Annotated in this window: 26 protein-coding genes; 13 read left to right on the forward strand and 13 right to left on the reverse strand. The window is 62.3% G+C overall.

The window, feature by feature from the left end:
- Nucleotides 1-138: 138 nt before the first annotated feature.
- Complete coding sequence (locus tag AC1DZU_RS25660; protein ID WP_019860650.1) at nt 139-1074, forward strand: ribose-phosphate pyrophosphokinase; 936 nt, start codon at nt 139-141, stop codon at nt 1072-1074.
- A gap of 18 nt (nt 1075-1092) precedes the next feature.
- Here AC1DZU_RS25660 and AC1DZU_RS25665 read toward each other — a convergent pair whose 3' ends face one another.
- Nucleotides 1093-1989: an SDR family oxidoreductase gene (locus tag AC1DZU_RS25665; protein ID WP_477289509.1), complete on the reverse strand. Its 897-nt coding sequence runs from the start codon at nt 1987-1989 to the stop codon at nt 1093-1095.
- Nucleotides 1990-2113: 124 nt separating this feature from the next.
- Between AC1DZU_RS25665 and AC1DZU_RS25670 the strand changes: the two genes are divergently transcribed.
- On the forward strand, nt 2114-3088 hold the full coding sequence (locus AC1DZU_RS25670) for an AraC family transcriptional regulator (RefSeq protein WP_477289510.1): 975 nt from the start codon (nt 2114-2116) through the stop codon (nt 3086-3088).
- A gap of 22 nt (nt 3089-3110) precedes the next feature.
- On the opposite strand, the gene AC1DZU_RS25675 is transcribed toward AC1DZU_RS25670, so the two are convergent.
- Nucleotides 3111-3989 (reverse strand): AraC family transcriptional regulator, encoded by an 879-nt coding sequence (locus AC1DZU_RS25675; protein ID WP_477289511.1) that lies wholly within the window; start codon nt 3987-3989, stop codon nt 3111-3113.
- A 152-nt stretch (nt 3990-4141) separates the two neighbouring features.
- Here AC1DZU_RS25675 and AC1DZU_RS25680 point away from each other — a divergent pair, with 152 nt between their 5' ends.
- Both AC1DZU_RS25680 and AC1DZU_RS25685 read left to right on the forward strand, forming a co-directional pair.
- Nucleotides 4142-5386, forward strand: coding sequence for an MFS transporter (locus AC1DZU_RS25680; RefSeq protein WP_477289512.1), 1245 nt, complete (start codon nt 4142-4144; stop codon nt 5384-5386).
- Nucleotides 5387-5613: 227 nt separating this feature from the next.
- Nucleotides 5614-6363: an SDR family oxidoreductase gene (locus tag AC1DZU_RS25685; RefSeq protein ID WP_477289513.1), complete on the forward strand. Its 750-nt coding sequence runs from the start codon at nt 5614-5616 to the stop codon at nt 6361-6363.
- 62 nt (nt 6364-6425) lie between these two features.
- On the opposite strand, the gene AC1DZU_RS25690 is transcribed toward AC1DZU_RS25685, so the two are convergent.
- A complete protein-coding gene (locus tag AC1DZU_RS25690; RefSeq protein WP_477289514.1) occupies nt 6426-7289 on the reverse strand; it encodes an alpha/beta fold hydrolase in 864 nt (287 codons plus the stop codon).
- A 152-nt stretch (nt 7290-7441) separates the two neighbouring features.
- Between AC1DZU_RS25690 and AC1DZU_RS25695 the strand changes: the two genes are divergently transcribed.
- Nucleotides 7442-7870 (forward strand): MarR family winged helix-turn-helix transcriptional regulator, encoded by a 429-nt coding sequence (locus AC1DZU_RS25695; protein WP_477289515.1) that lies wholly within the window; start codon nt 7442-7444, stop codon nt 7868-7870.
- Between the two features lie 150 nt (nt 7871-8020).
- On the opposite strand, the gene AC1DZU_RS25700 is transcribed toward AC1DZU_RS25695, so the two are convergent.
- Nucleotides 8021-10015 carry a putative bifunctional diguanylate cyclase/phosphodiesterase gene (locus tag AC1DZU_RS25700; protein ID WP_477289592.1) on the reverse strand — a complete coding sequence of 665 codons (1995 nt, stop codon included), beginning with the start codon at nt 10013-10015 and terminating at the stop codon, nt 8021-8023.
- A 306-nt stretch (nt 10016-10321) separates the two neighbouring features.
- Here AC1DZU_RS25700 and AC1DZU_RS25705 point away from each other — a divergent pair, with 306 nt between their 5' ends.
- The 7 genes from AC1DZU_RS25705 to AC1DZU_RS25735 all read left to right on the forward strand — a co-directional run bounded on the left by AC1DZU_RS25705 (nt 10322) and on the right by AC1DZU_RS25735 (nt 16369).
- A complete protein-coding gene (locus AC1DZU_RS25705) occupies nt 10322-11356 on the forward strand; it encodes a class I SAM-dependent methyltransferase (protein WP_477289516.1) in 1035 nt (344 codons plus the stop codon).
- A 165-nt stretch (nt 11357-11521) separates the two neighbouring features.
- Entirely contained in the window at nt 11522-12163 is a 642-nt protein-coding gene (locus tag AC1DZU_RS25710; RefSeq protein ID WP_184874668.1) for a 50S ribosomal protein L25/general stress protein Ctc, read from the forward strand.
- A gap of 23 nt (nt 12164-12186) precedes the next feature.
- Nucleotides 12187-12909 (forward strand): aminoacyl-tRNA hydrolase, encoded by a 723-nt coding sequence (gene pth / locus AC1DZU_RS25715; RefSeq protein WP_477289517.1) that lies wholly within the window; start codon nt 12187-12189, stop codon nt 12907-12909.
- 98 nt (nt 12910-13007) lie between these two features.
- Nucleotides 13008-14111, forward strand: a complete 1104-nt coding sequence (gene ychF, locus AC1DZU_RS25720; protein ID WP_477289518.1) for a redox-regulated ATPase YchF — start codon at nt 13008-13010, stop codon at nt 14109-14111.
- Between the two features lie 221 nt (nt 14112-14332).
- A complete protein-coding gene (gene corA / locus AC1DZU_RS25725; protein ID WP_477289519.1) occupies nt 14333-15307 on the forward strand; it encodes a magnesium/cobalt transporter CorA in 975 nt (324 codons plus the stop codon).
- Between the two features lie 124 nt (nt 15308-15431).
- Nucleotides 15432-15902, forward strand: coding sequence for a MaoC family dehydratase (locus AC1DZU_RS25730; protein WP_477289520.1), 471 nt, complete (start codon nt 15432-15434; stop codon nt 15900-15902).
- Nucleotides 15899-16369 (forward strand): MaoC family dehydratase, encoded by a 471-nt coding sequence (locus tag AC1DZU_RS25735; protein ID WP_477289521.1) that lies wholly within the window; start codon nt 15899-15901, stop codon nt 16367-16369. The genes AC1DZU_RS25730 and AC1DZU_RS25735 overlap by 4 nt, the downstream gene beginning before the upstream one ends.
- Nucleotides 16370-16419: 50 nt before the next feature.
- On the opposite strand, the gene AC1DZU_RS25740 is transcribed toward AC1DZU_RS25735, so the two are convergent.
- The 6 genes from AC1DZU_RS25740 to petA all read right to left on the reverse strand — a co-directional run bounded on the left by AC1DZU_RS25740 (nt 16420) and on the right by petA (nt 21898).
- Nucleotides 16420-16965, reverse strand: coding sequence for an adenine phosphoribosyltransferase (locus AC1DZU_RS25740; RefSeq protein WP_095090850.1), 546 nt, complete (start codon nt 16963-16965; stop codon nt 16420-16422).
- A 9-nt stretch (nt 16966-16974) separates the two neighbouring features.
- Nucleotides 16975-18120, reverse strand: coding sequence for an alpha-hydroxy acid oxidase (locus AC1DZU_RS25745; protein WP_477289522.1), 1146 nt, complete (start codon nt 18118-18120; stop codon nt 16975-16977).
- A gap of 181 nt (nt 18121-18301) precedes the next feature.
- Nucleotides 18302-18997 (reverse strand): acid phosphatase, encoded by a 696-nt coding sequence (locus tag AC1DZU_RS25750; RefSeq protein WP_184874675.1) that lies wholly within the window; start codon nt 18995-18997, stop codon nt 18302-18304.
- A gap of 122 nt (nt 18998-19119) precedes the next feature.
- Nucleotides 19120-19992, reverse strand: a complete 873-nt coding sequence (locus AC1DZU_RS25755) for a cytochrome c1 (protein WP_477289523.1) — start codon at nt 19990-19992, stop codon at nt 19120-19122.
- Between the two features lie 27 nt (nt 19993-20019).
- The gene (locus tag AC1DZU_RS25760) at nt 20020-21321 is read right to left on the reverse strand and encodes a cytochrome b (protein ID WP_477289524.1); all 1302 of its coding nucleotides are present in this window, start codon (nt 21319-21321) and stop codon (nt 20020-20022) included.
- A gap of 16 nt (nt 21322-21337) precedes the next feature.
- Entirely contained in the window at nt 21338-21898 is a 561-nt protein-coding gene (gene petA, locus AC1DZU_RS25765) for a ubiquinol-cytochrome c reductase iron-sulfur subunit (RefSeq protein WP_477289525.1), read from the reverse strand.
- Between the two features lie 313 nt (nt 21899-22211).
- On the opposite strand from petA, the gene AC1DZU_RS25770 reads away from it, so the two are divergent.
- Nucleotides 22212-22556: a cupin domain-containing protein gene (locus AC1DZU_RS25770; protein WP_477289526.1), complete on the forward strand. Its 345-nt coding sequence runs from the start codon at nt 22212-22214 to the stop codon at nt 22554-22556.
- Between the two features lie 58 nt (nt 22557-22614).
- Here AC1DZU_RS25770 and AC1DZU_RS25775 read toward each other — a convergent pair whose 3' ends face one another.
- The 3 genes from AC1DZU_RS25775 to AC1DZU_RS25785 are packed head-to-tail and all read right to left on the reverse strand — an operon-like array spanning nt 22615 to nt 25292.
- Nucleotides 22615-22920, reverse strand: a complete 306-nt coding sequence (locus tag AC1DZU_RS25775; RefSeq protein ID WP_477289527.1) for a DUF6665 family protein — start codon at nt 22918-22920, stop codon at nt 22615-22617.
- Nucleotide 22921: 1 nt separating this feature from the next.
- Complete coding sequence (locus AC1DZU_RS25780) at nt 22922-23389, reverse strand: GNAT family N-acetyltransferase (RefSeq protein WP_477289528.1); 468 nt, start codon at nt 23387-23389, stop codon at nt 22922-22924.
- A gap of 19 nt (nt 23390-23408) precedes the next feature.
- Nucleotides 23409-25292, reverse strand: a complete 1884-nt coding sequence (locus AC1DZU_RS25785) for an ABC transporter ATP-binding protein (protein WP_477289593.1) — start codon at nt 25290-25292, stop codon at nt 23409-23411.
- Nucleotide 25293: the final 1 nt, after the last annotated feature.

Raw genomic sequence — 25293 nt, forward strand, 5'->3', positions numbered from 1 at the left:
ATGGCGCGAGGCTTTCTTGAGATTAGCCGGCGGATTCCCGATCTCGGCGCTTGCAATACCGGCGCGGGCCGCTAAAAGCCCGGTTAAAAGGTGCAGGAGAGTCTGTCTGATCTCTCCATCCTCCACCAGGAACGGTGTATGAAACTCTTCGCGGGCAATTCCAACAGGGTGCTGGCCGAAGCGGTCGCCCGCTATCTCAACATCCCGCTGGGCAAGGCCAGTGTCAGGCGCTTCGCCGACCAGGAAATCTTCGTCGAAATCCAGGAAAATGTGCGCGGCGAGGATGTCTTCATCCTGCAGTCGACCTCGTTCCCGACCAACGATCACCTGATGGAACTGCTCATCATGATCGATGCCTTCATGCGCTCGTCGGCCAAGCGCATCACGGCGGTGATTCCCTATTTCGGCTACGCCAGGCAGGACCGCCGCGCCTCCGGCCGCACGCCGATCTCGGCCAAGCTGGTCGCCAACATGATCACCCGCGCCGGCGTCGACCGTGTTCTGACGCTCGACCTGCATGCCGGCCAGATCCAGGGCTTTTTCGACATCCCGACTGACAATCTGTTTTCGGTGCCGGTCATGGCCCGCGACGTGAAGGCGAAGTACAAGCAGCTCGGCAATGTCGTGGTGGTGTCGCCCGATATCGGCGGCGTGGTGCGCGCCCGTGCGCTGGCCAAGCGCTTCGACGCGCAGCTGGCCATCGTCGACAAGCGCCGCGAGCGTCCGGGCGAATCGGAAGTGATGAACATCATCGGCGCCGTTGCCGGCAAGGATTGCCTGCTGATCGACGACATCGTCGATTCCGGCGGCACGCTGTGCAATGCCGCCGATGCGCTGCTGGCCAACGGCGCCACCAGCGTCACCGCCTACATCACCCACGGTGTCCTGTCGGGCGGCGCCGTCGCCCGCATCAGCGGCTCGAAGCTGCAGGAACTGGTGATCACCGATTCCATCCAGCCGACCCAAGGCGTGCTTGACGCTCCCAACATCCGCGTCATCTCGATCGCCGACCTGATGGGCGAGGCCATCTCGCGCACGGCGACCGAGGAATCGGTGTCGAGCCTGTTCGACTAGGCCCGGCCCGAAACAGCCTCAACCTTCGAAATAGCTCGGGCCGTCGAGATCGGCGATCAACCCCGGCTGCATCGGCTGCCATCCAAGCGCCTGCCTGGTCCGCTCGCTGGAAGCCGGCCAATCCATGCCGAAGAAGTGGCCGAGGAAGCCGAAATGGTCGGCTGCTTCCTCGCGGGTTTTGGAGACCACAGGCAGCTTCAGCCGGTGGCCGATGATCTCGGCGATCTCGCGCGTCGGTACACCCTGGTCGGCAACGCCGTGATACCTGGCTCCCCCGGTCCCCTTCTCGAGTGCCAGCCTGAAGAGCCTGGCGGCGTCCAGCCGGTGCACTGCAGGCCAGCGGTTCGTCCCGTCGCCAATATAGGCCGAAACGCCTTTTTGACGCGCGATGCCGATCAGCATCGGTACGAAGCCATGATCGCCGTCGCCGTGGACCGAGGGCGAAAGACGCACCGCCGAGGCGCGCACGCCGCGCGCCGCCAGCGCTTCGGCCGTCACTTCCGAGGCACGGGGATAGGAAGCGGATGGGGGAACAGGCGCGTCGCCCTCGCTCGCCATGCTGCCGGCCGGCGTCAGCAGCGCCAGGCCGGAGGTGACGAGCAAGGGCCGCTCGGAGCCTTCGAGTTCCGCCCCGAGCGTCTCGATGGCGCGCCGGTCCGCCTCGCAATTCGCCGCGAATTTCGAGAAGTCATGGTTGAAGGCGGTGTGGATGACGCCATCCGAAAGGGCCGCTCCACTGCGCAGGCTCTCCAGGTCCTCGATATCGCCGCGATGCGCCTCGGCGCCCGCAGCGACAATCGACCTCGCACCTGCATCCGAACGGGCGAGGCCAAGCACCTGATGGCCCGCTCCAATGAGCTCCCGCACAACCGCCGAACCGACAAAACCGGTGGCACCGCTGACAAATACACGCATCGCGATTTCTCCTTTGTTTGGTCGAGGGCCGCACTGGCAGCCCGTTGCCGAGGAGATACGGAATTGAGGAAATACGATCTATGCTGTAAAGTCCGTATTATCTTCGCAATCGTCCGGAATGCTCATGGATCCGCTCTCAGATGTGCTGTCGCTGCTGAAGCCGCGCAATTACCTGTCCGCCGGGCTGGAGGCCGGTGGCGACTGGTCGATCCAGTTCCCCGACCAGCAGGCCGCCATCAAATGCGGTGCCGTGGTGTCCGGCCGATGCTGGCTGTCCGTGGACGGCGTCGCCGATGCGGTGCGGCTTGAGACGGGCGACTGTTTCCTGCTGCCGCGCGGGCGTCCTTTCCGCCTTGCCAGCGACATGGACCTGTCGTCGGTCGATGCCCGCACCATCTTTTCCCCAGCCCGCACCGGTGGCGTCACCTCGCATAATGGCGGCGGCGATTTCCTTCTCGTCAGCAGCCGCTTTGCCCTATCCGGGGACCACGCCGGCATCCTGTTGCGGATGTTGCCGCCGATCGTCCACATTCGCAGCGACTCCGATCATTCGGCGCTGCGCTGGCCGGTGGAGCGAATGATGCAGGAATTGCGCGAGCGGCGGCCGGGTGGCTTTCTCATCGTCGAGCATCTCGCCCACATGATCCTGATCGAGGCCTTGCGCCTGCATATGGCGGAGGGCTTGCGGGGCGGCGTCGGCTGGCTGTTTGCGCTGGCCGACAAACAGATCGGCGCGGCGATCGGCGCCATGCACGAAGACCCGTCGCATGGCTGGACATTGCAGGCGCTGGGCGAACGCGCCGGCATGTCGCGGTCGACCTTTGCCCTGAAATTCAAGGCGATGGTCGGCGCTTCCCCCATAGACTACCTGACGCGCTGGCGCATGCTCTTGGCCGGCGACAGGCTGGCGAGTTCTAGCGATCCTGTTTCCGTCATTGCACTGTCGCTCGGCTACGAATCCGAAAGCGCCTTTAGCACCGCCTTCAAGCGGGTGATGGGCTGTTCGCCACGCCAACACAGCCGTGGCCGGGCGCCGGCTTCCGCCTCGCATGGCGAGGAGGTCATCCGCACCAGCCAGCCCGAGGCGGTCGCGGGCTGAAGGGCCGCGCATCATGCCGAAATCATGGACTTTCCAGTCGAAGCGAAGCGCTTGGCCGACGTATGCCTTCGCCGTTGTCGCGCGCACCGCGCATGTAGCCGCGCGGCGACGCGCCCAGCATGCGCTTGAACATGGTGATGAAGGCCGGCACGCTGTCATAGCCGAGATCGAGCGCCACCCTGGTGATCGGCTCGCCGTCGGCCAGCCGCGGCAGGGCTGCAAACAGGCAGGCCTGCTGACGCCACGTCGACAGCGACAGGCCGGTCTGGCGGTGGAAGGCGCGTGTGAAGGAGCGGCGGCTCATACCGGCGGCGTCCGCCCATTCGTCGATCGTCGCATGCGGCGAAGGTGCCGCCACGAAGCGCCGGCAGAGTGCCGCCAGCCTGGGATCGGACGGGAAAGGTAGGCCGAGCGGCCGTTCCGGCAAGGTAGGGATTTCATGCAGCAGGAGATTCATGATCAGCCCGCCACGCCCTTCCAGCACGCCGCCTTGCGGCAGCTTCTCGGACTCCACGATCAGGCTGTGCATCAGGTCGGTGACGCCGACCACCCGCAAGCCTTCCGGCAGCCCCGGAATAGCCTGCGGCATGACATAGACCGAACGCATCGAGACATCGCCCAGCATCTCGACCGAATGCTCGGTGCCGGCCGGAATCCACATCGCATGATCGGGCGGCACCATCCAGCGCCCATGCCTAGTCGTCACCAACACGACGCCGACCAGCGCGTGCAGCAGCTGGTTGCGGCTGTGGCGGTGTTGCGGCACATGATAGCCATCGGGATATTCGGTCGGCAGCGCCACCGCCGGCCCGACTGCTTGCTCCAGCCACAGCCAGCGGCGCTCGTGCAATTGCTCGAGGTTGGCATTGCCCGCGTGAAAGATTTCCCTGCCGTGCGGCATCGGGTATGGCCCACTTGCGAAACTATTGGACCAAACCACGAAAGAAGTCGCGCCGCAAGCGGCTTATAAGGCAACCGTCCTAGTGCGGTCTGCAGGAGCGTCCGCCAGAGTTGCGTGCGGGCGTGCCCGCCAAAAAGACCACGGAGCCTACCTTGACCGCTACGACAGCCGCCAGCGTCGCGCCACCAGCGACCGTCAGTCACGCTTCAGCCCAGGCGACGGCCTTCACCGTCATCCTGGCGGTGAGCTTCTGCCACTGCATCAACGACATCATGCAGTCGCTGCTATCGGCCATCTATCCCTTGCTGAAAGAGAATTACGGCCTGGACTTCTGGCAGATCGGCCTCCTGACCTTCACCTTCCAGGTGACCGCGTCGCTGCTGCAACCGGTGATCGGCATGGTCACCGACAAGCGGCCAATGCCCTATTCGCTGCCCTACGGCATGGCGTCGTCGCTGATCGGCCTGGTCGTGCTCGCCTATGCCGGGCACTATTCGCTGCTGCTGATCGGCGCCTCGCTGATCGGCATCGGCTCGGCGATCTTCCATCCGGAATCCTCGCGCATCGCCCGCTTTGCGTCGGGCGGCCGCTTCGGCCTTGCGCAGTCACTGTTCCAGGTCGGCGGCAATTTCGGCCAGTCGATGGGGCCGCTGCTGGCTGCCTTCATCGTCGTGCCGTTCGGCCAGACCAGCATCTCGTGGTTCGCCGTCGGATCGCTGATCGGCATCATCGTGCTGTGGCAGGTCGGCGGCTGGTACAGCCGCCTGCGCGCCGCACAGGGCAACCGCAAGACGGCAACCTTCGTCTCGCCCTTCCCGCGCCGCAAGGTCATGAATGCATTGATCGTGCTGACCCTGCTGGTGTTGAGCAAGAACGCCTACATCGCCAGCCTCGCCAGCTACTACACCTTCTATTCCATCCATAAATTCGGCGTTTCCGTGCAGATGTCGCAGGTCATGCTGTTCCTGTTCCTCGGCTCCTCGGCACTCGGCATCCTGCTCGGCGGCCCGTTCGGCGACCGCTATGGGCAGAAAGCGATGATCTGGTTCTCGATCGTCGGCGTGCTGCCCTTCACGCTGGCCCTGCCCTATGCCAACCTCGAATGGACGATGGTGCTGACGGTGCTGATCGGCCTGATCCTGTCTTCGGCCTTCTCCAACATCGTCGTCTTTGCGCAGGAACTGGTGCCGGGACGTGTCGGCATGATTGCCGGCATCTTCTTCGGCTTCGCCTTCGGCATGGGCGGCATCGCGGCCGCCGTGCTTGGCGTCGTCGCCGACATGAAGGGCATCGAGTTCGTCTTCCAGATCTGCTCGTATCTGCCGCTGCTCGGCCTGCTGACGGTGTTCCTGCCGAACATGCGGGAAGCCAGGAAGGCGGCGGCGGCAATCAGCTGATATCAGCCAGTCTTCAGGATTCTGAGTGAGGGCGTGGCAACTGCCACGCCCTCACTGATTCTTTCGTCATGCGCCGGGTAAAAGCCTGTTATTGTTCGAAAAACGTGCAACAAATGGCGCTGACGGCAAGGCTGGGTCAGCGAACGCCTTCAAGTTGAACATAAAGGTACCGGGCTCAGCGCGACTGATCGATGAGCAGCGCTCCACGTCAGGAAAGGCAATCTGTAATGTCTAGGCTGAAAGACAAGGTCGCGCTGATTACGGGTGGCACCAGCGGCATCGGCTTGGTGACGGCGCGACGTTTCATTGAGGAAGGCGCGCGCGTCGCCATCACCGGTACCAATGCGGGCCGTCTCGAGGAAGCGCGCAAAATCTTGGGCGGCGATGTGCTCATCATCGGCTCCGACGCCGGAGATGCCGCCGCCCAAAGCGACATTGCCGGGCGGATCGGCGAAACCTTCGGCAAGCTCGACGCTCTCTTCCTCAACGCCGGCATCGCTGATCTGCGCCCGCTTGGCGACTGGACCGAGGCAGCGTTCGACAGGAGCATCGATGTCGACCTCAAGGGACCGTACTTCCTGGTCAAGGCGCTCGTTCCGCTGTTTTCGAACCCGTCGTCGATCATCCTCAGCGGCTCGGTCAACGCGCATATGGGAATGGCAGGAACGCATGTCTATTCGCTGGCCAAGGCTGGCATGATTTCGCTGGCGCGAACGCTGTCGGGCGAACTGATAGGGCGCGGCATTCGCGCCAATGTAATCAGCCCGGGCCCGATCGACACACCGCTCAATGACAAACTTGGACTGGATCCGGCTGCGGCGAAGGCCCGCGCGAAAGCGGTGGTCGGCCTGGTGCCCGCGGGCCGCTTCGGAACCGCCGAGGAAATTGCCAATGCGGTGGTGTTCCTGGCCTCGGACGAATGCCCGTTCATGGTCGGTGCCGAAATGCTGATCGACGGCGGCTTGAGCATCGCCTGAAATCGGCAGGGCCTTAGCACCCGCCTGATGGCGGGTGCTTTTGTCTGCAACGTCGAAATATCCTATGCCTTGAAGAAGGCAAGCAGGTCGGCGTTGATGATGTCGGCATGGGTCGTGGCCATGCCATGCGGGAAGCCCTTGTAGACCTTGAGCTCGCCCTTCTTCAGCAGCTTGATCGTCAACAGTGCGGAGTCGGCAATGGGGACGATCTGGTCGTCGTCACCGTGCATGACCAGGACCGGCACGTCGATTGTCTTCAGGTCCTCGGTAAAGTCGGTCTCCGAGAAGGCCTTGATGCAATCATAGTGCGCCTTCGTGCCGCCCATCATGCCCTGGCGCCACCAATTGTCGATGACACCTTGCGAGACTTCCGCGCCTGGACGGTTGAACCCGTAGAACGGGCCAGCCGGAACGTCGCGGAAGAACTGGGCGCGGTTGGCTGCCTGGGCGGAGCGGAAACCGTCGAAAACCTCGATCGGCAGGCCGCCGGGATTGGCCGGGGTCTTGAGCATGATCGGCGGCACGGCGCCGATCAGCACCGCCTTGGCGACACGACCACCCGAACCATACTGGGCGACGTAGCGCGCCACCTCGCCGCCGCCGGTCGAGTGGCCGACATGGATCGCGCCCTTGAGGTCCAGATGCGCCGCGAGTGCCGCGACATCGGCGGCGTAGGTGTCCATCTCGTTGCCGATATCCGTCTGGGTCGAACGGCCGTGACCACGGCGATCATGGGCAATGACGCGATAGCCCTTGGACAGGAAGAACAGCATCTGGGCGTCCCAGTCGTCGCTGCTCAATGGCCAGCCGTGATGGAAGACGATCGGCTGACCGGTCCCCCAGTCCTTGTAGTAGATCTGCGTTCCGTCCTTGGTGGTGATCGTGCCGCTGCCTGAGCTGGGCTTGGATTGCGAAGCTTGGGTCATCTCAATCTTCCTTTGATTGTTGTCGCGATAAACAATATCGCGATGTCGACATGCCTAGCGTAGCTCAAACCGGTTGTCCATGGAAATATGTATCGCGATATCATTTTTCGTGGTATGGACTTGGCGCCTGTATTGGCAAGAAGGAATCCGCCGTGCCTCTCCCGTTGGACAATCAGCTCTGTTTCACGCTCTACGCCACCAGTATGGCGATCAATCGCACCTACAAGCCGATGCTGGACGAGATGGGCATCACCTATCCGCAATATCTCGTGCTCAACGCGCTGGCAGAGGCCGACGGCATGTCGGTCGGCACCATCGCGCACCGGCTTGCGTTGGAATCGAGCACTGTGACGCCGCTGGTGAAGCGGATGGAACAGGCAGGGCTGGTGAGGCGCCAGCGCAGCCAGGTCGACGAGCGCCAGGTGCAGGTCGACCTGACCGCAACCGGGCGCGCGGTGCTTGTGCGATGCAACTGCCTGAATGAGGCCTTGATCGAGCGCTCGGGCATGACGCTGGCACAGCTTGATGCCTTGAACCGGCAGATCCAGGCGTTGCGCAATGCGCTGACCGGCGACCGGTAGCCAGACGCGCCATGCCCGTCTGGGCCTATCCTGCGCTGATGGAAGCAGGCGCTGTGATCAGGTGAAGTCGGCCAAACTTCGGCTTTTGACCGACAGCGGCCAAACAGCGGTCCTGAGCCAAAGGCCACAGCGCCGCCGCCCGCACGACTATCATGCGGACTTGAGCACGGTGAATGAGCGTTTGCGGAGGGTCCGCTTTGCCTGAAAACTGGCGGCTGGAGCGGGACGGCCGACATGGAAGCCCTGGACTTTGTCGATGCCGAATTCGCGCATAAGGGCCATCTGCTCGTCCGTTTCCACCCCTTCGACCAGGATTTTGTGGCCGCGATTTCGGACCAGGGTGATAATGTCCTGGAGCATTGCCTTGCCGTTCGGGGCGCTGCAGTCGTGCAGAAACGAGCGGTCGATCTTCACCGTATCGAAATCGATAAGACGAAGCCACGAAAGGCCGGCGAAGCCCGTCCCAAAGTCATCGAGCCATATCTTGATACCGAGCAGCTTCAGGTCGCTGATGCAGCGAAGAATGTCCGAGTGCATCTCCATTTCCAGTCCTTCGGTGATTTCGAAGGCCAGCCTGCTGCCGGCGACGCCGGTCTCGCCCAAAATGGTCGCGACAGACGTTGCGAAGCCCGGTGTCTTGAGCTGAATTGGAGAGACGTTGACACTGACGACGCGGACGTGGTCGTCCGCCAAAAGCTCGGAGCACACCGTCCTTATTGCCCAGCGCCCGAGTTCCAGGATCGCGCCGGTTCGTTCGGCGACGGGAATGAACAGGCTCGGCGGAACCGATGTGCCGTCCAGCATTCTGAGGCGCATCAGAGCCTCGACGGCTTCAACGCGGTCCGATTTGACATCCTGGATAGGTTGATAAACCAGCGAGACGAGATTCTGGCCGATCGCAATCTTCAGCAAAGCCGCGATGTTCTCGCTTTCATCGCTGCTCTGGGGATCGGTCGGATCGAACAGCCGAGCGCAATTTCGACCACCGGCTTTTGCCAGATAGAGCGCGCGATCGGCCTCGTGGATGATCTTCTCCAGCTTGGCGCCAGTCTGCGTCCTGGTGAATGCCGCGCCAACGCTCACTGTCACGATCGAGACACCGTCGCGCCGCAGCTCGTGAGTCAGCGCCAGGCTCTCCACCGTGCTGCAAATGGCTTCGGCCAGATCCATGATCTGTTCTTTTCTCTCCACGCGAGCCAGGACAATGAATTCTTCCCCGCCGTAGCGGCCGATCGAGCCGCTATACTGCTTGATCATTTCGCTAAGGGCATTGGCGACATGGATCAGGCAACGGTCGCCTTCTTGATGGCCGTAGCAGTCATTGAACTTTTTGAAGAAGTCCACGTCGATGAGGATCGCCCCAAAACTGGTGCCAACCCGTTGCCAGTCGCTCCAGTAGTCCCGCAGCTTTTCGTCGATCGCCCGCCGATTTTCGAGACCCGTAAGCGGATCGGTCCGCGACAGCCTCAGCAGGGCCTTGCCCCGTTCGGTCGCCTCGTTGTGCTGAATTTTGGCTTCCAGGGCGTTCAGGAAGACGTTGTAGCGCTCCTCATTCAGTTTCCAGTTCACATATGAGGTGAATGTGAAGCAGGAAATGTAGAAAGTTCCAAACACCAGCTTGTATGTTAGCGTAGAAGGCACAAAGTAGTTTACGACATACAATATGCATAGGATTATAGTTGAGGTTATAATAGAAACTTTGAATCTGAACGTGAAGAATAGATTGGCACTCATCATGAAGATGGTGCCGAAGACCATATAATAAGAGACGCTTTCCTTGTCCGCGCCCATAACCGCCGGGGACAACCAGCCGACATAGCCAAAGATAATCGCCCCGGCGCAAGTTATGTCGAGCCATTCCGTCCCGACGCCATGGCGAAGCTGCATTTCCAGGATCAAAAGCGCGGTCAGTCCGACCGCGAAGCGCGCCGTGATCGTGTAGGCGGCCACATCTGGGATCAGCAGCAGGTCAGTTGCCGAAAACAGCACATAGATGGCAACGGCCATCCAAAGCCCCGGCCTGGCTTCTCCTCTTCGCGTCGTTTGGGCTTCCGTTCGGTAAAGGCTGCGAAGCTCGTCGGACGCCAGTTCGTAACGCGGTTCGTACGGCTCGGCATCAGCCGCTTCGGCCAATACGGATGCCACGCGTTCGTCCATCACAACGAACCCCGTCTGAAGAGGATCCTGTAGTCCGAACTCATCTCTAGCTTCTGCCCTCACGCAGGCCGGCTCCTTGGGGCGCAACAGCGATTGCGACGCCGGGGAAACAAATGCAATCGAGCAAGACAAGTTTCCGTTAACTCGAACGCGGAATCCGACCCAGAATCTGCCTAACGATCGAACATGGTTTGCGGGAAATTAATCATACCGATAAAATGCACCCGACCCGCCATTGGCAAATGGAGCATTCTACGCAATAAGTTAACTGACTGTTAACTATGGAGTGATGGGTTGCAAACCGTGTTTGATGGCAAAAGCCTGATTACTGCCAAGATGATCGCCAGCAGTCTCCGTCGGGGAACGATCGAGCATCATGGCGAAGAGTTCGAAAACGCTCGCGCGGAGCTGGCGCTCATTCTCAGCGCGACACACCAGCAAATCGAACAACGAAAAGACCCCGCCGAGATCATTCGTCGCCTTATGTCTCACCTCAACGCGACGCGTTCCAAGGTTCACCCCGACGTTTGGCAAGCATTGATACCGGTGGTGCAGGGCCACCCGGTCCTGGAGTATTTTCTCGAGGATCCGCTGACGCGGTGGTCCTTCAGCAAGCCCAGGGGGTATTCTGGCGACGCGGAGTTGCTCGATTACATCTATTGTGATCCGCACGTGGCTGAGAGCGTGGAAAACGCCTCGGAGACCGGCAAGGCGCTCTATACCCACACCCAGGACGTGCCGTCGTGCGTTGCGGCACGGGAACGACGCGATCTCTTGACCCGATATGTTGATGAGGCTGCGGCCAAGAACGGACCGCAAACCGAGGTCCTTGCGATCGCAGCCGGCCATTTGCGGGAGGCCAATCGCTCAGTCGCCCTGGCGGAGGGCCGTCTCAAGCGCTGGGTTGCGCTCGATCAGGATCCTCAGAGCGTCGGATTGATCTCGCGCGACTTCCAGGGCACCGCGATCGAGGCCATCGACGGCTCGGTGCGGACGGTGCTCACGAGGGGCCACAAGCTGGGCCAGTTCGACCTGATCTACGCCTCCGGCCTTTACGACTACCTTGCGCACAACGTTGCCGTGAAACTCACGAAGACCTGCCTGCAGATGTTGAAGCCGAACGGGACATTCCTGTTCGCGAACTACGCGGAGGGCAATCCTGACGCCGGGTACCGAGAGACGTTCATGGACTGGGTGTTACTGCTGCGGTCGGAAGTCGACATGTGGAACATCGTCAATGCCAGCGTCGACCGCAACACGGTCGAGGCCAAGGTGTTCTTTGGCGAGAACCGCAACGTGTTGTACGCCGTCATCGAAAAGCGCGGCTAGCCTTTGGCTTGCACCTCCGGCCACCTTCCGCTATAGAGCCGCCACCCGCGTAGACACCCTTGGAGGCAACGCGGCGGAAAGCCGCCTCACCCGGCGGCTTTCGACGTTTACGGCCAAGCACGTTGCCGGCCGCGAACGCTCCAGAACAAACCGAAAGGAAATGCCATGAGCCACGACACTTACGAGCTCAAGGCCGAAGCACGCGAACAGGTCGGTAAGGGGTCCGCCCGTGCAGTTCGCCGCAACGGTAAAGTGCCTGCAGTAATTTATGGTGACAAGCAGCCTCCCCTGGCCATCGCGCTCACCTACAAGGACATCTACTACAAGATCCATGGCGGCGGGTTTCTGACCACGATCGCCACGATCGATGTCGACGGCAAGAAGATCCAGGTCCTGCCGAAGGACTTCCAGCTCGACCCGGTCAAGGATTTCCCTGTCCATGTCGACTTCCTGCGCATCGGCAAGGACACCGAGGTCAATGTCGACGTGCCTGTCCACTTCATCAACGAGGACAAGTCGCCCGGCATCAAGCGCGGCGGCGTGCTCAACATCGTGCGTCACGAAGTCGAGTTCCACTGCCCGGCCAATGCGATCCCGGAATTCATCACCGTCGATCTCACCGGCGCCGACATCGGCGATTCGATCCACATCTCGGCGGTCAAGCTGCCGGCCGGTGTGAAGCCTGTCATCTCCGACCGCGACTTCACCATCGCGACCATTGCCGGTTCGTCGGCGATGAAGCCGGAGACGGAAGTCACGGCTGAAGTGGCGACCCCTGAAGCGGCCCCTGCCGCCGAAGAGAAGTAACTCTTTCACGCCCGGAGCAGGCGATGCTGCTGTTTGCAGGTCTCGGCAATCCGGGCGCGAAATACGCCAACAACCGGCACAATGTCGGCTTCATGGCGGCGGACGCAATCGCCCGCCGCCATTCCTTTTCGCCCTGGTCGAAGAAATTCCAGGGCCTGATTTGCGAAGGCACGCTTGGCGGCGAAAAGATCGTCCTGATCAAGCCGCAGACCTTCATGAACCTGTCCGGCCAGTCGGTCGGCGAAGCGCTGCGCTTCTACAAGCTTGAGCTTTCCGCTCTCACCGTCTTCTATGACGAGATCGACCTTGCCGAGGGCAAGCTGCGCATCAAGACCGGCGGCGGCGCCGGCGGCCATAACGGTATCCGCTCGATCGACGGCCATCTCGGCAACGCCTATCGCCGCGTGCGCATCGGCGTCGGCCATCCCGGCGTCAAGGAAATGGTCCAGCACCATGTGCTCGGCGATTTCGACAAGGTCGACCGCGAATGGCTGGAGCCGCTGCTCGACGCGATCGCCGACAACGCCGCCATGATCGTCAAGGGCGACGAATCCGGCTTCATGAACAAGGCCAGCCTCGCCGTCCAGGGCAAGGCCGCGCCGGAGCCGGAAAAGCCTGCGCCGAAGCAGCCGGCCCCAAAGCAGCAAAGTCACGTCCGCCAGGCTCGCCAGCAGCAGCCGGCGGTCAAGCTGCCGGAAAGCGGCCCGATGGCCGCGATGCTGAAGAAACTCTTCGGCAAGGAGTGAACGCGGCAGGAGCGTGCGGCGTTACAGGGCTTGACGTTGATCACCCCTATCGCCCATAGCCCTGATCAAATTTCGATTTCCCGATAGGACCGGACAAAATGGGTTTCAAATGCGGCATCGTTGGCTTGCCCAATGTGGGCAAGTCGACGCTTTTCAACGCGCTGACCAGGACGGCGGCGGCGCAGGCCGCCAACTATCCGTTCTGCACCATCGAACCGAACACCGGCGAGGTGGCGGTGCCCGATCCGCGCCTGCAGAAGATCGCGGCGATCGCCAAGTCGAAGGAGATCATCCCGACGCGCATCTCCTTCGTCGACATTGCCGGTCTGGTGCGTGGCGCCTCGAAGGGCGAAGGCCTGGGCAACCAGTTCCTCGCCAACATCCGCGAGGTTGACGCCATCGTGCACGTGCTGCGCTGCTTCGAGGATGACGACATCACCCATGTCGAGGGCCGCATCGACCCCGTCGCCGACGCCGAGACGGTTGAGACCGAGCTGATGCTTGCCGACCTCGACAGCCTCGAGCGCCGCATCGTGCAGATCCGCAAGCGCGCCAGCAGCAAGGACAAGGAAGCGACGACCGTGCTGCCGCTGATGGAGGCAGCGCTCGAGCTGCTGCAGGCCGGCAAGCCGACCCGCATCCTGCTCAAGGGCATTTCGGCGGAAGACCTGCGCATCCTGCAGGGGCTGAACCTCCTGACCTCGCATCCCGTGCTCTATGTCTGCAATGTCGCCGAGGCGGACGCCGCCACCGGCAACGAGCACACAAAGGCCGTGGAAAAGATGGCCGCCGCGCAAGGCGCCAGCACCGTGGTGATCTCGGCCGCCATCGAAGCGGAAGTCGCCCAGCTCTCGGACGAAGAGGAGATGGAATTCCTGTCCTCGCTCGGCCTCGACGAGCCCGGCCTGAACAAGGTCATCCGCGCCGGCTACGAGCTGTTGCAGCTGATCACCTATTTCACCGCCGGGCCTAAGGAAACGCGCGCCTGGACCGTGCACAAGGGCGCCAAGGCGCCGCAGGCGGCCGGCGTCATCCACACCGATTTCGAGCGCGGCTTCATCCGCGCCCAGACCATCGCCTACAACGACTTCATCACGCTGGGCGGTGAAGTGGCGGCCAAGGAAGCCGGCAAGGCGCGCGACGAAGGCAAGGAATACGTCGTGCAGGACGGCGACGTCCTGCTGTTCAAGTTCAACACGTGATTTCTTGAGGGTCGCCTGGCGGCAACTCTCTGATACCGACTTCTCGACGAGTTTTTTGAGCCGCCGAGGGTCATTCGCCCGCCAGTTGCTTGTCTTGATTTTGTCACGCCATAGGTCTAAGCGGCAGGCACACGGTCGGCGCATGCGCAGGAGAGCCGTGCAATCCGACACGACGCGTCCATCTGAACGCACCCTTTAGCTCTAGCAAGGGAGACCCGGCGATGATCAAAGCCTTCGTCGTGGACAATGACCGCTTGCGCGTCATCGACGATCTCCTGGCAAACAGCGAGTGCGTCGTCTGGGCCGATCTGCTCAACCCGACCAGGGAAGAGGAAGTGGCGATCGAAAGCTGGCTCGGCGTCGCCATTCCGACGCGCGAGGAGATGGAGGAGATCGAGATTTCGAGCCGCCTCTATGTCGAGGACGGCGCCTACTTCATGACCGCCACCCTGCCCGCCCAGACCGAGGTCGACGATCCCCTGATGTCGCCGGTCACCTTCGTGCTCGCCGGCAGCAAGCTGATCACCGTGCGCTACCACGAACCGAAGGCGTTCAAGACCTTCCCGCAGCGCGCCGAGAAGGTCGCGACAGGCTGCACCAGCGGCGACACCATCCTGATCGGCTTGCTGGAGGCGATCGTCGATCGCCTCGCCGATATCCTTGAGCGCGCAGGCCGCGACATCGAGGCGATATCACGCGATATCTTCGAGGCGCGGTCGACCAAGGTTTCCAAGCGCAACCGCGACTTCCAGGAGCTCCTGAAAGCCATCGGCCGCAAGGAGGACATCGCCTCCTCGATCCGCGACAGCCTGATCTCGCTGCAGCGCCTGGCCGGCTTCTTCGCCCATGCTTCAACCCGGACCAAGATGAGCAAGGACACCAAGGCGCGCATCAAGACGCTGTCGCGCGACGTGCTGTCGCTCGCCGACCACGCCACCTTCCTGTCTCAGAAGATCAGCTTCCTGCTCGACGCCACGCTCGGCATGATCTCGATCGAGCAGAACGCCATCATCAAGATCTTCTCGGTTGCTGCCGTCATCTTCCTGCCGCCGACGCTGGTGGCTTCGATCTACGGCATGAATTTCGAGATCATCCCCGAGCTCAAATGGGAGCTCGGCTATCCCTTCGCGATCGGCCTGATGATCCTGTCGGCGATCCTGCCCTTCTGGTATTTCCGCCGCCGCGGCTGGCTTTGACCCGTCCGCCAAAGGCCATGCGGCCACGACGTGGCGCTATAGAAATCTCTTGACCAAACGACGCCCTGCCTGCATCCGGAAACCCCGATCCGAAATCGTGGCTCTATGAACCGGATTCCAGACCATGACCGCAAAAACCTGGGCCTACGAGGACTTCGTCGAGGGCGCCCTGTTCGACCTCGGCAGCAAGCAAGTGAGCGCCGCCGAAATCATCGAATTCGCCAGCGAATTCGACGCGCAGCCCATGCATCTCGATGAGGAAGCCGGCAAGGCGAGCATCCTCGGCGGCCTCTCCGCTTCGGGCTGGCATACCTCAGCCATGTTCATGCGCATGCTGTGCGATGCTTTCCTGCTCGACTCCACCTGCCAGGGATCGCCCGGCGTCGATCAGGTGAAATGGAAGAAGCCGGTGCTGGCCGGCGACACACTGACAGGAAGCCTGGTGGTTCTCACCAAGCGCCTGTCGCGATCGAAGCCGCAGCTCGGCTTCGTCACCATGCGCAGCGAACTGCTCAACCAGCGCGGCGAAAGCGTCTTCGAGCTTGAGAATTCGGTCATGTTCCTCACGCGCGACGCTGCCGGGAGCGCAGCATGACGCTGGACGAATTCTTCCGCATCGGCACCACCGTTACGCTCGGCTCGCACACATTCGAGCCCGAGGCGATCAAGGCGTTCGCCAGGAAATACGACCCGCAGATCTTCCATATCGACGAGGAAGCGGCCAAGAAGAGCGTGCTCGGCGGGCTCTGCGCGTCCGGCTGGCACACGGCCGCGACCTGGATGAAACTCAATCTGGCAAGCAGCATGGACGCCGAGATCGCCGCGTGGAGCGGCCCCGGACCGGTGCCGGAATTCGGCCCCTCGCCCGGCTTCAAGAACCTGAAATGGCTGAAGCCGGTCTATGCCGGGCAAACGATCACCTTCACGCGTACGGCACTTTCCCACCGGCCGATCGCCTCACGCCCCGGCTGGCGGCTGCTGGCGCTGCGTTGCGAGGCCTTCGATTCGACCGGCGACAAGGTGCTGGAGTTCGAAAGCGCAGTGCTGGTGAAGGTGGAGTAAGCCCACCGCTTCTTCCCTTCTCCCACAAGGGGAGAAGGCAAGAGGTCCCCTCAATGCCCCTCGAATCCGATCAGCGTTCTCACCGGCACGCCGAGCGCTTCGAGCTTGGCGCGGCCGCCAAGATCCGGCAGGTCGATGACGAAGCAGGCGGCAAGGATGTCGGCGCCGATCTGCCGCAGCAGCTTGACCGCCGCTTCCGCGGTGCCGCCCGTGGCGATCAGATCGTCCACCAGGATCACCTTCTCGCCCGGCGAAACGCCGTCCTTGTGCATCTCCATCTCGTCCAGCCCGTATTCAAGGCTGTAGGCGACACGCACAGTCTCGAAAGGCAGCTTGCCCTTCTTGCGGATCGGCACGAAGCCGGCCGAGAGCTGATGGGCGACGGCGCCGCCAAGGATGAAACCCCGCGCCTCGATGCCGGCGATCTTGTCGATCTTCTGGCCGGCATAGGGATGCACCAGCTCGTCAATGGCCCGGCGGAAGGCGCGCGCATTGCCAAGCAGCGTGGTGATGTCGCGAAACAAGATGCCGGGCTTGGGATAATCCGGAATGGTGCGGATCGCGGCAAGCAATGAGTCTTCGAGGGAGGATTTCATCGGTCGAGATTACCTGAAACGGAGATTCTTGCGCGACAATTGTTCGATCGAACTGCAGCCCATCAGCTTCATGCCGCGCTCGATCTCGACCCGCATCTGTTCGAGTGCCCGTTCGACGCCCGGCTGGCCGGCCGCCGCGAGCGGGAACAGATAGTAGCGGCCGACGCCGACCGCCTTGGCGCCGAGCGACAGCGCCTTGAGCACATGCGTGCCGCGCTGCACGCCGCCATCCATGATGACGTCGATCTTGTCGCCGACCGCATCGACGATCTCGGCAAGCTGGTCGAACGCTGCCCGCGAACCATCCAGTTGCCGGCCGCCATGGTTCGACAGCACGATGCCGCTGCAGCCGATCTCGACGGCGCGTTTGGCGTCCTCCACCGACATGACGCCCTTGAGGCAGAACGGACCCGACCACAGCCTGACCATCTCAGCGACATCGTCCCAGGTCATCGACGGGTCGAGCATTTCAGTGAAGTAGCGGCTGATCGACATGGTGCCGCCGCCCATGTCGACATGCTCGTCCAGCTGCGGCAGCTTGAACCCCTCATGGGTGAAATAATTGATTGCCCAGGCCGGCTTGATCGCGAACTGCAGCATTCCGGCCAGGTTGAGCTTGAAGGGGATGGCAAAGCCGGTACGTTTGTCGCGTTCGCGATTTCCCCCGGTGATGCTGTCGACGGTCAGCATCATCACTTCGATGCCAACCTCCTTTGCCCGCTGCATCATCGCCCGGTTGAGGCCGCGATCCCGGTGAAAATAGAACTGGTAGACCTGCGGGCCGCTGCTGATTCCGCGCGCCTCCTCGAGGCTGACGGTGCCAAGCGAGGAGACGCCGAACATCGTGCCGTATTTGGCGGCGGCCTTGGCGACCGCGCGCTCGCCCTGATGATGGAATAGCCGCTGCAAGGCGGTCGGCGAGCAATAGACCGGCATCGCCAGCTTCTGGCCCATCACCGTCACCGACATGTCGATCTCGCTGACGCCACGCAGGACGTTGGGAACCAGATCGCAAGTCTCGAAGCTTTCGGTGTTGCGACGATAGGTGACCTCGTCGTCCGCCGCGCCGTCGATGTAGTCGAAGATCGGCCCCGGCAGCCGCCGCTGCGCCATGCGGCGGAAATCGGAAAAATTGTGACAGTCGCTGAGCAGCATCATTGATTTCCAGACGTCATATCGTGGCAATCGCTTCGCCACCGTTTGGTGCGTCGAATATCAATCGGATGCGTTCGTGCCAACGGCCTAATTGCCGAGCTGCCCCACGAGCTACAACCGCCAGCACAAAAAGGGGCGCCCGAAGCGCCCCTTGCGTCGAAAACCGGCTGCTGACGAAAGATTACATGCCGAGATCGGAACGAAGCTCGGCCTTGGCCACGTCGTATTCGGCCTTGAAGTCGTCCCGGTTGAGCAGGACGGCGGCGATCACGCTGCCGGAAATCTTGCCCATCTCGACGTCGGACGCATAGTGGATACCGCCGACCTCACGATTGTGGGCGTATTCAGCCGCACGCGCCATGATCTCGGCGCGCTTTTCCGGAACCATGTCGGACAGGATGATGCCCATCATGGTGCCGACGGTGGCATGGCCGGAAGGCCACGAACCCGAGCTGGACAGCTTGACCGCGGGCTTGACGAGGTCGCTGAGCTGGTGCGGACGCGGACGCTTCCAGACATCCTTGGCCGGATCGACGACAGCGCCTTCGGTGGCCACCACGCGATCGAAGAAAGCACTGAATTTCGGCAGCGTTTCCTTGTTGAACTTCGGCCCCATGACATTGGCGAAGCGCCAGACATTCTCCTCGGCGTCGGCAACAGCGCTGGCCACCATCTCTGGCGTGCGCGTCACCTGCAGCGTCAGCACCTCGCCAAGTTCGGCCTTGGTCTGCGCCGAATCGTTCGCCGGCGGCGGCGGCAGGATCATCGTCAGGTCGACATCCTTGTTTGTGACGAAGGGCTGGGCGTCTTCGGCTTGCGCGGCCGAGCCGACGATGAGCAGCAGCAAGCCTGCCGCGAGCGATGCGTATCTTTTCATGAGTGCGATCCTTTGATGAAAGCGGCACAGGATCGCCAGATGCGGTGACGGCCATGTGACACCACGGGCCCCCCAAATACAAAAGGGCGCCTTTCGGCGCCCTTTTGTATCTTATGCGCGGTTTAGTGCGCCACGCCTTCCCACACCTTGCGCTTGGTGAGATAGACCAGCGCGCCGAACAGGAGCAGGAACACCAGCACGCGGAAGCCAGTCTTCTTGCGGTCTTCCATGTGCGGCTCGGCCGCCCACATCAGGAAGGCCGACACGTCGCGGGCATACTGATCGACCGTCTGCGGCGAGCCGTCATCATAAGTCACCTGTCCGTCGGAGAGCGGCTTGGGCATCTTCAGCGACACGCCCGACACGAAGTATGGGTTGTAATGGGTGCCCTCCGTAATGACCATGCCGGCAGGCGGCGTCTGGTCGTAGCCGGTCAGCAGCGAATGGATGTAGTCCGGCCCGCCCGCGGCATACTGGGTGAAGATGTCGAAGACGAACTGCGGGAAGCCGCGCTCGACGCCGCGCGCTTTGGCTAGCAGCGACATGTCGGGCGGAGCAGCACCACCATTGGCGGATGCAGCTGCCTGCTCGTTGGGGAAAGGCGGCGGGAAATAATCGGACGGCTTGCCGGGGCGATCGAACATGTCGCCGGCATCGTTGGGGCCGTCATGGATCGTGTACCCGGCCGACAGCGACTTGATCTGCGCGTCGGAATAGCCGAGGTCCGACAGCGTACGGAATGCCACCAGATTCATCGAGTGACAGGCCGAGCAGACTTCCTTGTAAACCTTCAGGCCGCGCTGCAACTGCGCTTTGTCATAGGTGCCGAACGGGCCGGCAAAGCTCCAGCTGATTTCCTTCGGCTCATCAATCGGAAAATGCGTCGGCGCGGCCGCGTTGTGTGCCTCTTCGGCTGCGATCGCCCAAGTGCCTGCGGCCCCAGTGCCGGCGGCCACAAGGCCGATCAGCGCCAGCGAGGTGAGAATCTTTTTCATGCCAAATCCCCTTAGATTCTCTACCGCTCAGCCCTTGGTCTCTGGTGAGGCCGCGGCACCCGCCAGATGTCCGCCGCCGCCCTTGTTCTTCTCGAGCACAGCCTCGGTGATCGAATTCGGCAGCCGCCGCGGTGTCTCGATCAGCCCGAGCACCGGCAGCGCGACCAGGAAGAAGGCGAAGTAGAACAGCGTCGCCATCTGCGCCATGAACACATAGCTGCCCTCGGCAGGCTGCGAGCCCAGCCAGCCAAGCAGGACGGCGTCAGCGACGAACAGCCAGAAGAACAGCTTGTACCAGGGCCGGTAGACAGCCGAACGCACCTTCGAAGTGTCGAGCCACGGCACCAGGAACAGCATGACGATGGCGCCGAACATGCAGATCACGCCGCCGAGCTTGGAATTGATCGGCCCGATGTTGAAAGTGATGGCGCGCAGGATCGCGTAGAACGGCAGGAAGTACCATTCAGGCACAATATGCGCCGGTGTCTTCAACGGATTGGCTACGATGTAATTGTCGGGCGCCATAAGAAAATTCGGAATGTAGAAGACGAAATAGGCAAAGAAGAACAGGAACACGATCGAACCGAACGCATCCTTGATGGTCGCGTAGGGGGTGAAGGCGACGGTGTCGGTCTTCGACTTGACCTCGATGCCGGTCGGATTGCTCTGGCCGGTGACGTGCAATGCCCAGATATGCAGAATGACGACCCCGGCGATCATGAACGGCAAGAGGTAGTGCAGCGAGAAAAAGCGGTTCAGTGTCGGATTGTCGACGGCGAAGCCGCCGAGCAGCAGCTGCTGGATCCATTCGCCGACCAGCGGGATGGCGCTGAAGAAGCCGGTGATGACGGTGGCGCCCCAGAAGCTCATCTGCCCCCAAGGCAGCACGTAGCCCATGAAGGCCGTCGCCATCATCAGGAGGTAGATGATGCAGCCGAGGATCCACAGCAGCTCGCGCGGCGCCTTGTAGGAGCCGTAGTAGAGGCCGCGAAAGATGTGGACATAAACGGCCATAAAGAAGAACGAGGCGCCTGTGGCATGGAGATAGCGCAACAGCCATCCAGAATTCACGTCGCGCATAATCTTCTCGACCGAATCGAAGGCGAGAGTGGTGTCGGCCGCATAGTGCATGGCCAGCACGATGCCGGTGATGATCTGCGACGCCAGCATGATCGCCAGGATGCCGCCGAAGGTCCAGGCATAGTTGAGGTTGCGTGGTACCGGATAGGCGATGAAGCTGTCATAGACCAGCCGCGGCAACGGCAGGCGGGCGTCGAACCAGCGTTCGATACCGGTCTTGGGCGTATAGGTCGAGTGTCCCTCGCTCATCGAAATATCCCCTGCCTCAACCGATAAGGATCTTGGTATCGGAAATGAATTTGAATACCGGCACTGCCATGTTCTCGGGCGCTGGGCCTTTGCGGATGCGGCCGGCCGTGTCGTATTGCGAACCGTGACACGGGCAGAACCAGCCGCCGAAATCGCCTTCCTGTCCGAGCGGAATGCAGCCCAGATGTGTGCAGACCTGGACCATCACCATCCAGGCTTCCTTGCCGGGCGTGGTGCGGTTTGCGTCGGTCGCCGGCGCGTCGGCTGGAAGATTGGCGTTGCGGGCGATCGGGTCCTTGAGGTCTGCCAGCTTGACCGCCTCGCCGTCCTTCATCTCCTGCTCGGTGCGGTTGCGCACCACGACAGGCTTGCCGCGCCATTTGACGATCAGCGACATGCCCGGCGTCAGCGAGGCGACGTCGACCTCGACGGAGGCCAATGCCAGCGTCGAGGCGTCGGGGCGCATCTGGTCGATGAACGGCCATGCGAAAGCGCCCGCGCCGACCACAGCGGCCATGCCGGTGGCGACGTAGAGAAAATCACGACGGTTGGGATCCTGGGTGTAGGTTGCGCTCACGAGTGCCTGATCCTTTCGCCTCTTCCGCGCCGGTGGCTGAGCCTTGTTCCCCGCTCAATTGCGCCAACCCGACAGCGCATGGCGAACAGGCTTGCGAATTCCTCCGGCATTTGGACTTCGGTTTATGCGTGAAGCCCGTTTTTGTCCAGACGGGTGAAGGCACAAGGGCAGATTGTCGCGGGGACAAAATCCGCCGCCTGGCAGCGCGACGCCGAATGGCCACTGAGGATCGCTAAACAACAGGGAAACAACCGCAATTCCGGGGTTCGCGTCTACCTCGACACCGGACACCGGCCCGGTTTATCCTTGGCACATGGCACACGTCATAGACCGCGACACATGGGCTGTTCGCTCGGACGGCTGGAAGGGCGAGCTCCAATGCGGCGCCTACGGCTCCAACTCCTGCCTGATCTTCAACTATCTGCCTGATGTCGGCGGCGGTCCCCGGCTCCACACCCATCCCTACGCAGAGATCTTCATCATCCGCCAGGGCACCGGCCTGTTCACGGTCGGCGACCAGGAGATCGAGGCCTTTGCCGGCCAGATCGTGATCGTTCCGCCCAACACGCCCCACAAATTCACCAATCTCGGCCCGGGCCCGCTGGAAACCACCGACATCCACGAGAACGGCACCTTCATCACCGAATGGCTGGAATGACCATGATCTCGAAAAGCGGGAACCGCTTTTCGCTGGAGATCATGGTCGAACATACGAGCTACTTGGCGCCGAGCCTGACCAGAACCGCCTTCGGGATGTTGTATTCACGGATGACGCCGTCATGCCTTCGCAATCCGCACAGTTCGCGCTGGATGAAATAGCCGTGCACTGCCTCTGCGGCTTCCTTGAGGAGCCGGGTACGCAGTTGCTCATCGCCATTGTCGCGCAGCCTCGCCAGCGCTTCCTCGACCCGCTGGCCGGCTCGGCCGAGCGCTGCCGCCTTCTCGGCCAGGATTTCATGGCCGAGCGCGTCGAAGGCGGCTTCGGCAGCCGAGGCGCCGGCGGATGGCGGACGCAGCGACATTTCAGCCTCCTTTCCCAAAAATCATGCGGTGCGTGACGAATTCTTCGCCTATCACCGGCCGGAAGCCAAGCCGCTCATAGAACGCGAAGGCTTCTTGCGGCGCGCGGGTGTTCAGCGCGCCGAAATAGTGGCGCGCCCTGTCGATGACGATCTCCACCAGCATGCGGCCAAGGCCGGTGCGGCGGTGGCGCGCGCTGACGAACAGGTGCCGGACCCGGCCCTGGTCCCTGCCCTCGAAATAAGGATCGACGTTCAGCCCGCACACGCCGGCAAGGTCCCGGCCATGCCATGTCCCGTACAGCGCCTCGCCCCGCTTCAGGAACTTGTTGCGGCCGCTCGCCCAGCCATCCGCCAGGCGCACAAGCATCCAGTAGCCCTCCAGCCGGCTCTCCTCCTTCAGCGCGTCGAAGGCCGGAGTGGTTGGCCGGAGCCGCTTGAGCACATAGTCGACCTCCGCCGATCCACTCATGATCTCACTCCGCCGCCCCCTATTCCGCCGGGCGTGTCTCTTCGAGCACGCTTTCCTCGTGATAGAGGAAGCCGCCGGACTGCCGCGTCCACAGCCGTGCATAGAGCCCGTCGAGCGCCACCAGTTCGTCATGCGTGCCTTGTTCGACGATGCGGCCGCCGTCGAGCACCACCAGCCGGTCGAGCGCGGCGATGGTCGACAGCCGGTGGGCGATGGCGATGACCGTCTTGTCCTCCATCAGCAGGGCCAGATTTTCCTGGATCGCCGCCTCGATATCCGAGTCCAGCGCCGACGTCGCCTCGTCGAGGATCAGGATCGGCGCGTCCTTGAGGAAGACGCGGGCGATGGCCACGCGCTGGCGCTGGCCACCCGACAGTTTGACGCCGCGCTCGCCGACAAAGGCCTCGTAGCCAGCACGGTCCCGGTTGTCGCGAAGGCCCACGATGAATTCGTGCGCCTCGGCCTTCCTGGCCGCCGCGATCACCTCGGCGTCGGTCGCGTCAGGCATGCCAAGCTTGATGTTGTCGCGTAGCGAACGGTGGAACAGTGCCGTGTCCTGGCTGACGACACCGATATTGGCGCGCAGCGAATTCTGCGTCACACCAGCGACGTCCTGGCCATCGATGGTGATGGACCCGCTCTCCAGATCGTAGAGCCGCAGGATCAGATTGGCGAGCGTCGTCTTGCCGGCGCCGGAGGGTCCGACCAGCCCGACCTTCTCACCCGGCCGCACCACAAGGTCGATGCCGTTGAGCACGCCGAACCCCTTGCCGTAGTGGAACTCGACATTCTTCACCTCGATGCGCCCACCGGCCACCACGAGTTCTTTTGCGCCGGGCGCATCGGTGAGGCCGAGCGGCTGGGAGACCAGCGCCTTGGAGTTTTCCAGCACACCGAGATTTCGCAATATGCCGTTGAGCTGCATCATCACCCGGCCGAGCAGCATGTTGAGGCGCAGCACCAGCGACAGCGTGAAGGCGACCGCGCCGACGGTGATCGAGCCCTCGACCCAGAGATAGACGGCAAAGCAACCGATCGTCGTGATCATGATGCCCGACAGTGTCGTCAGCGCCATACGCACGCCGGTCAGCCGCCGGGTGAAAGGGCGCAGCGCGTCGAGATAGATGTCGAAGCCGTTCTTGATATAGCGGTCGTCGCCATCGGCCGAGAACAGTTTCAGCGTCTGCACGTTGGAATAGGAATCGACGATGCGGCCGGTGATCATCGAGCCGGCTTCGGCGGTTTCCTCGGCGTGCTTGCGGATTGCCGGCAGATAGAGCTTAGCCAGCCAGCCGAAGGCGGAAATCCAGATCACCACCAGCACCGCCAGCCTGAGGTCCAGCCCGGCGACCAGCGCCAGCGTCGTCACCGTATAGACGATCATGAACCAGATGACCTCGATGAAGCTTTCCATCAGGTCGCCGGTGGCTTGGCCCGCCTGCCAGACCTTGGTGGCGATGCGGCCGGCGAAATCGTTCTGGAAGAAGGCGTAGGACTGGCGCGACACGTACCGGTGCGCCTGCCAGCGCACCAGATTGTAGAAGCCGGGCGTGATCGTCTGTTCGTCGACCAGCGCCGACAGGCCGACGACGATGGTGCGGATGACCAACACCACCGCGATCATGAACACCAGTTCGGGGCCGGCGGCATTCCACAGCGCGTGCCAGCTGCGCTCGCCGGGAAGCTGGTCGAGAATGTCGACCAGCCGCCCGACGAAGTAGAACAGGCCGGCTTCGACCAGCGGTGCGATGCCGCCGATGAGCAGCATGGCGAAAAAGGCGAATTTCGCCTGGCCGACATAGTGCCAGAGAAAACCGCCGACGCTGGTCGGTGGCCGAAGATTCGCCGGCTCCCTGAACGGATAGACCCAGTTCTCGAACCAACGATAGACGGCTGTCATCATG

This window comes from Mesorhizobium sp. P2_A12, from assembly GCF_056405075.1.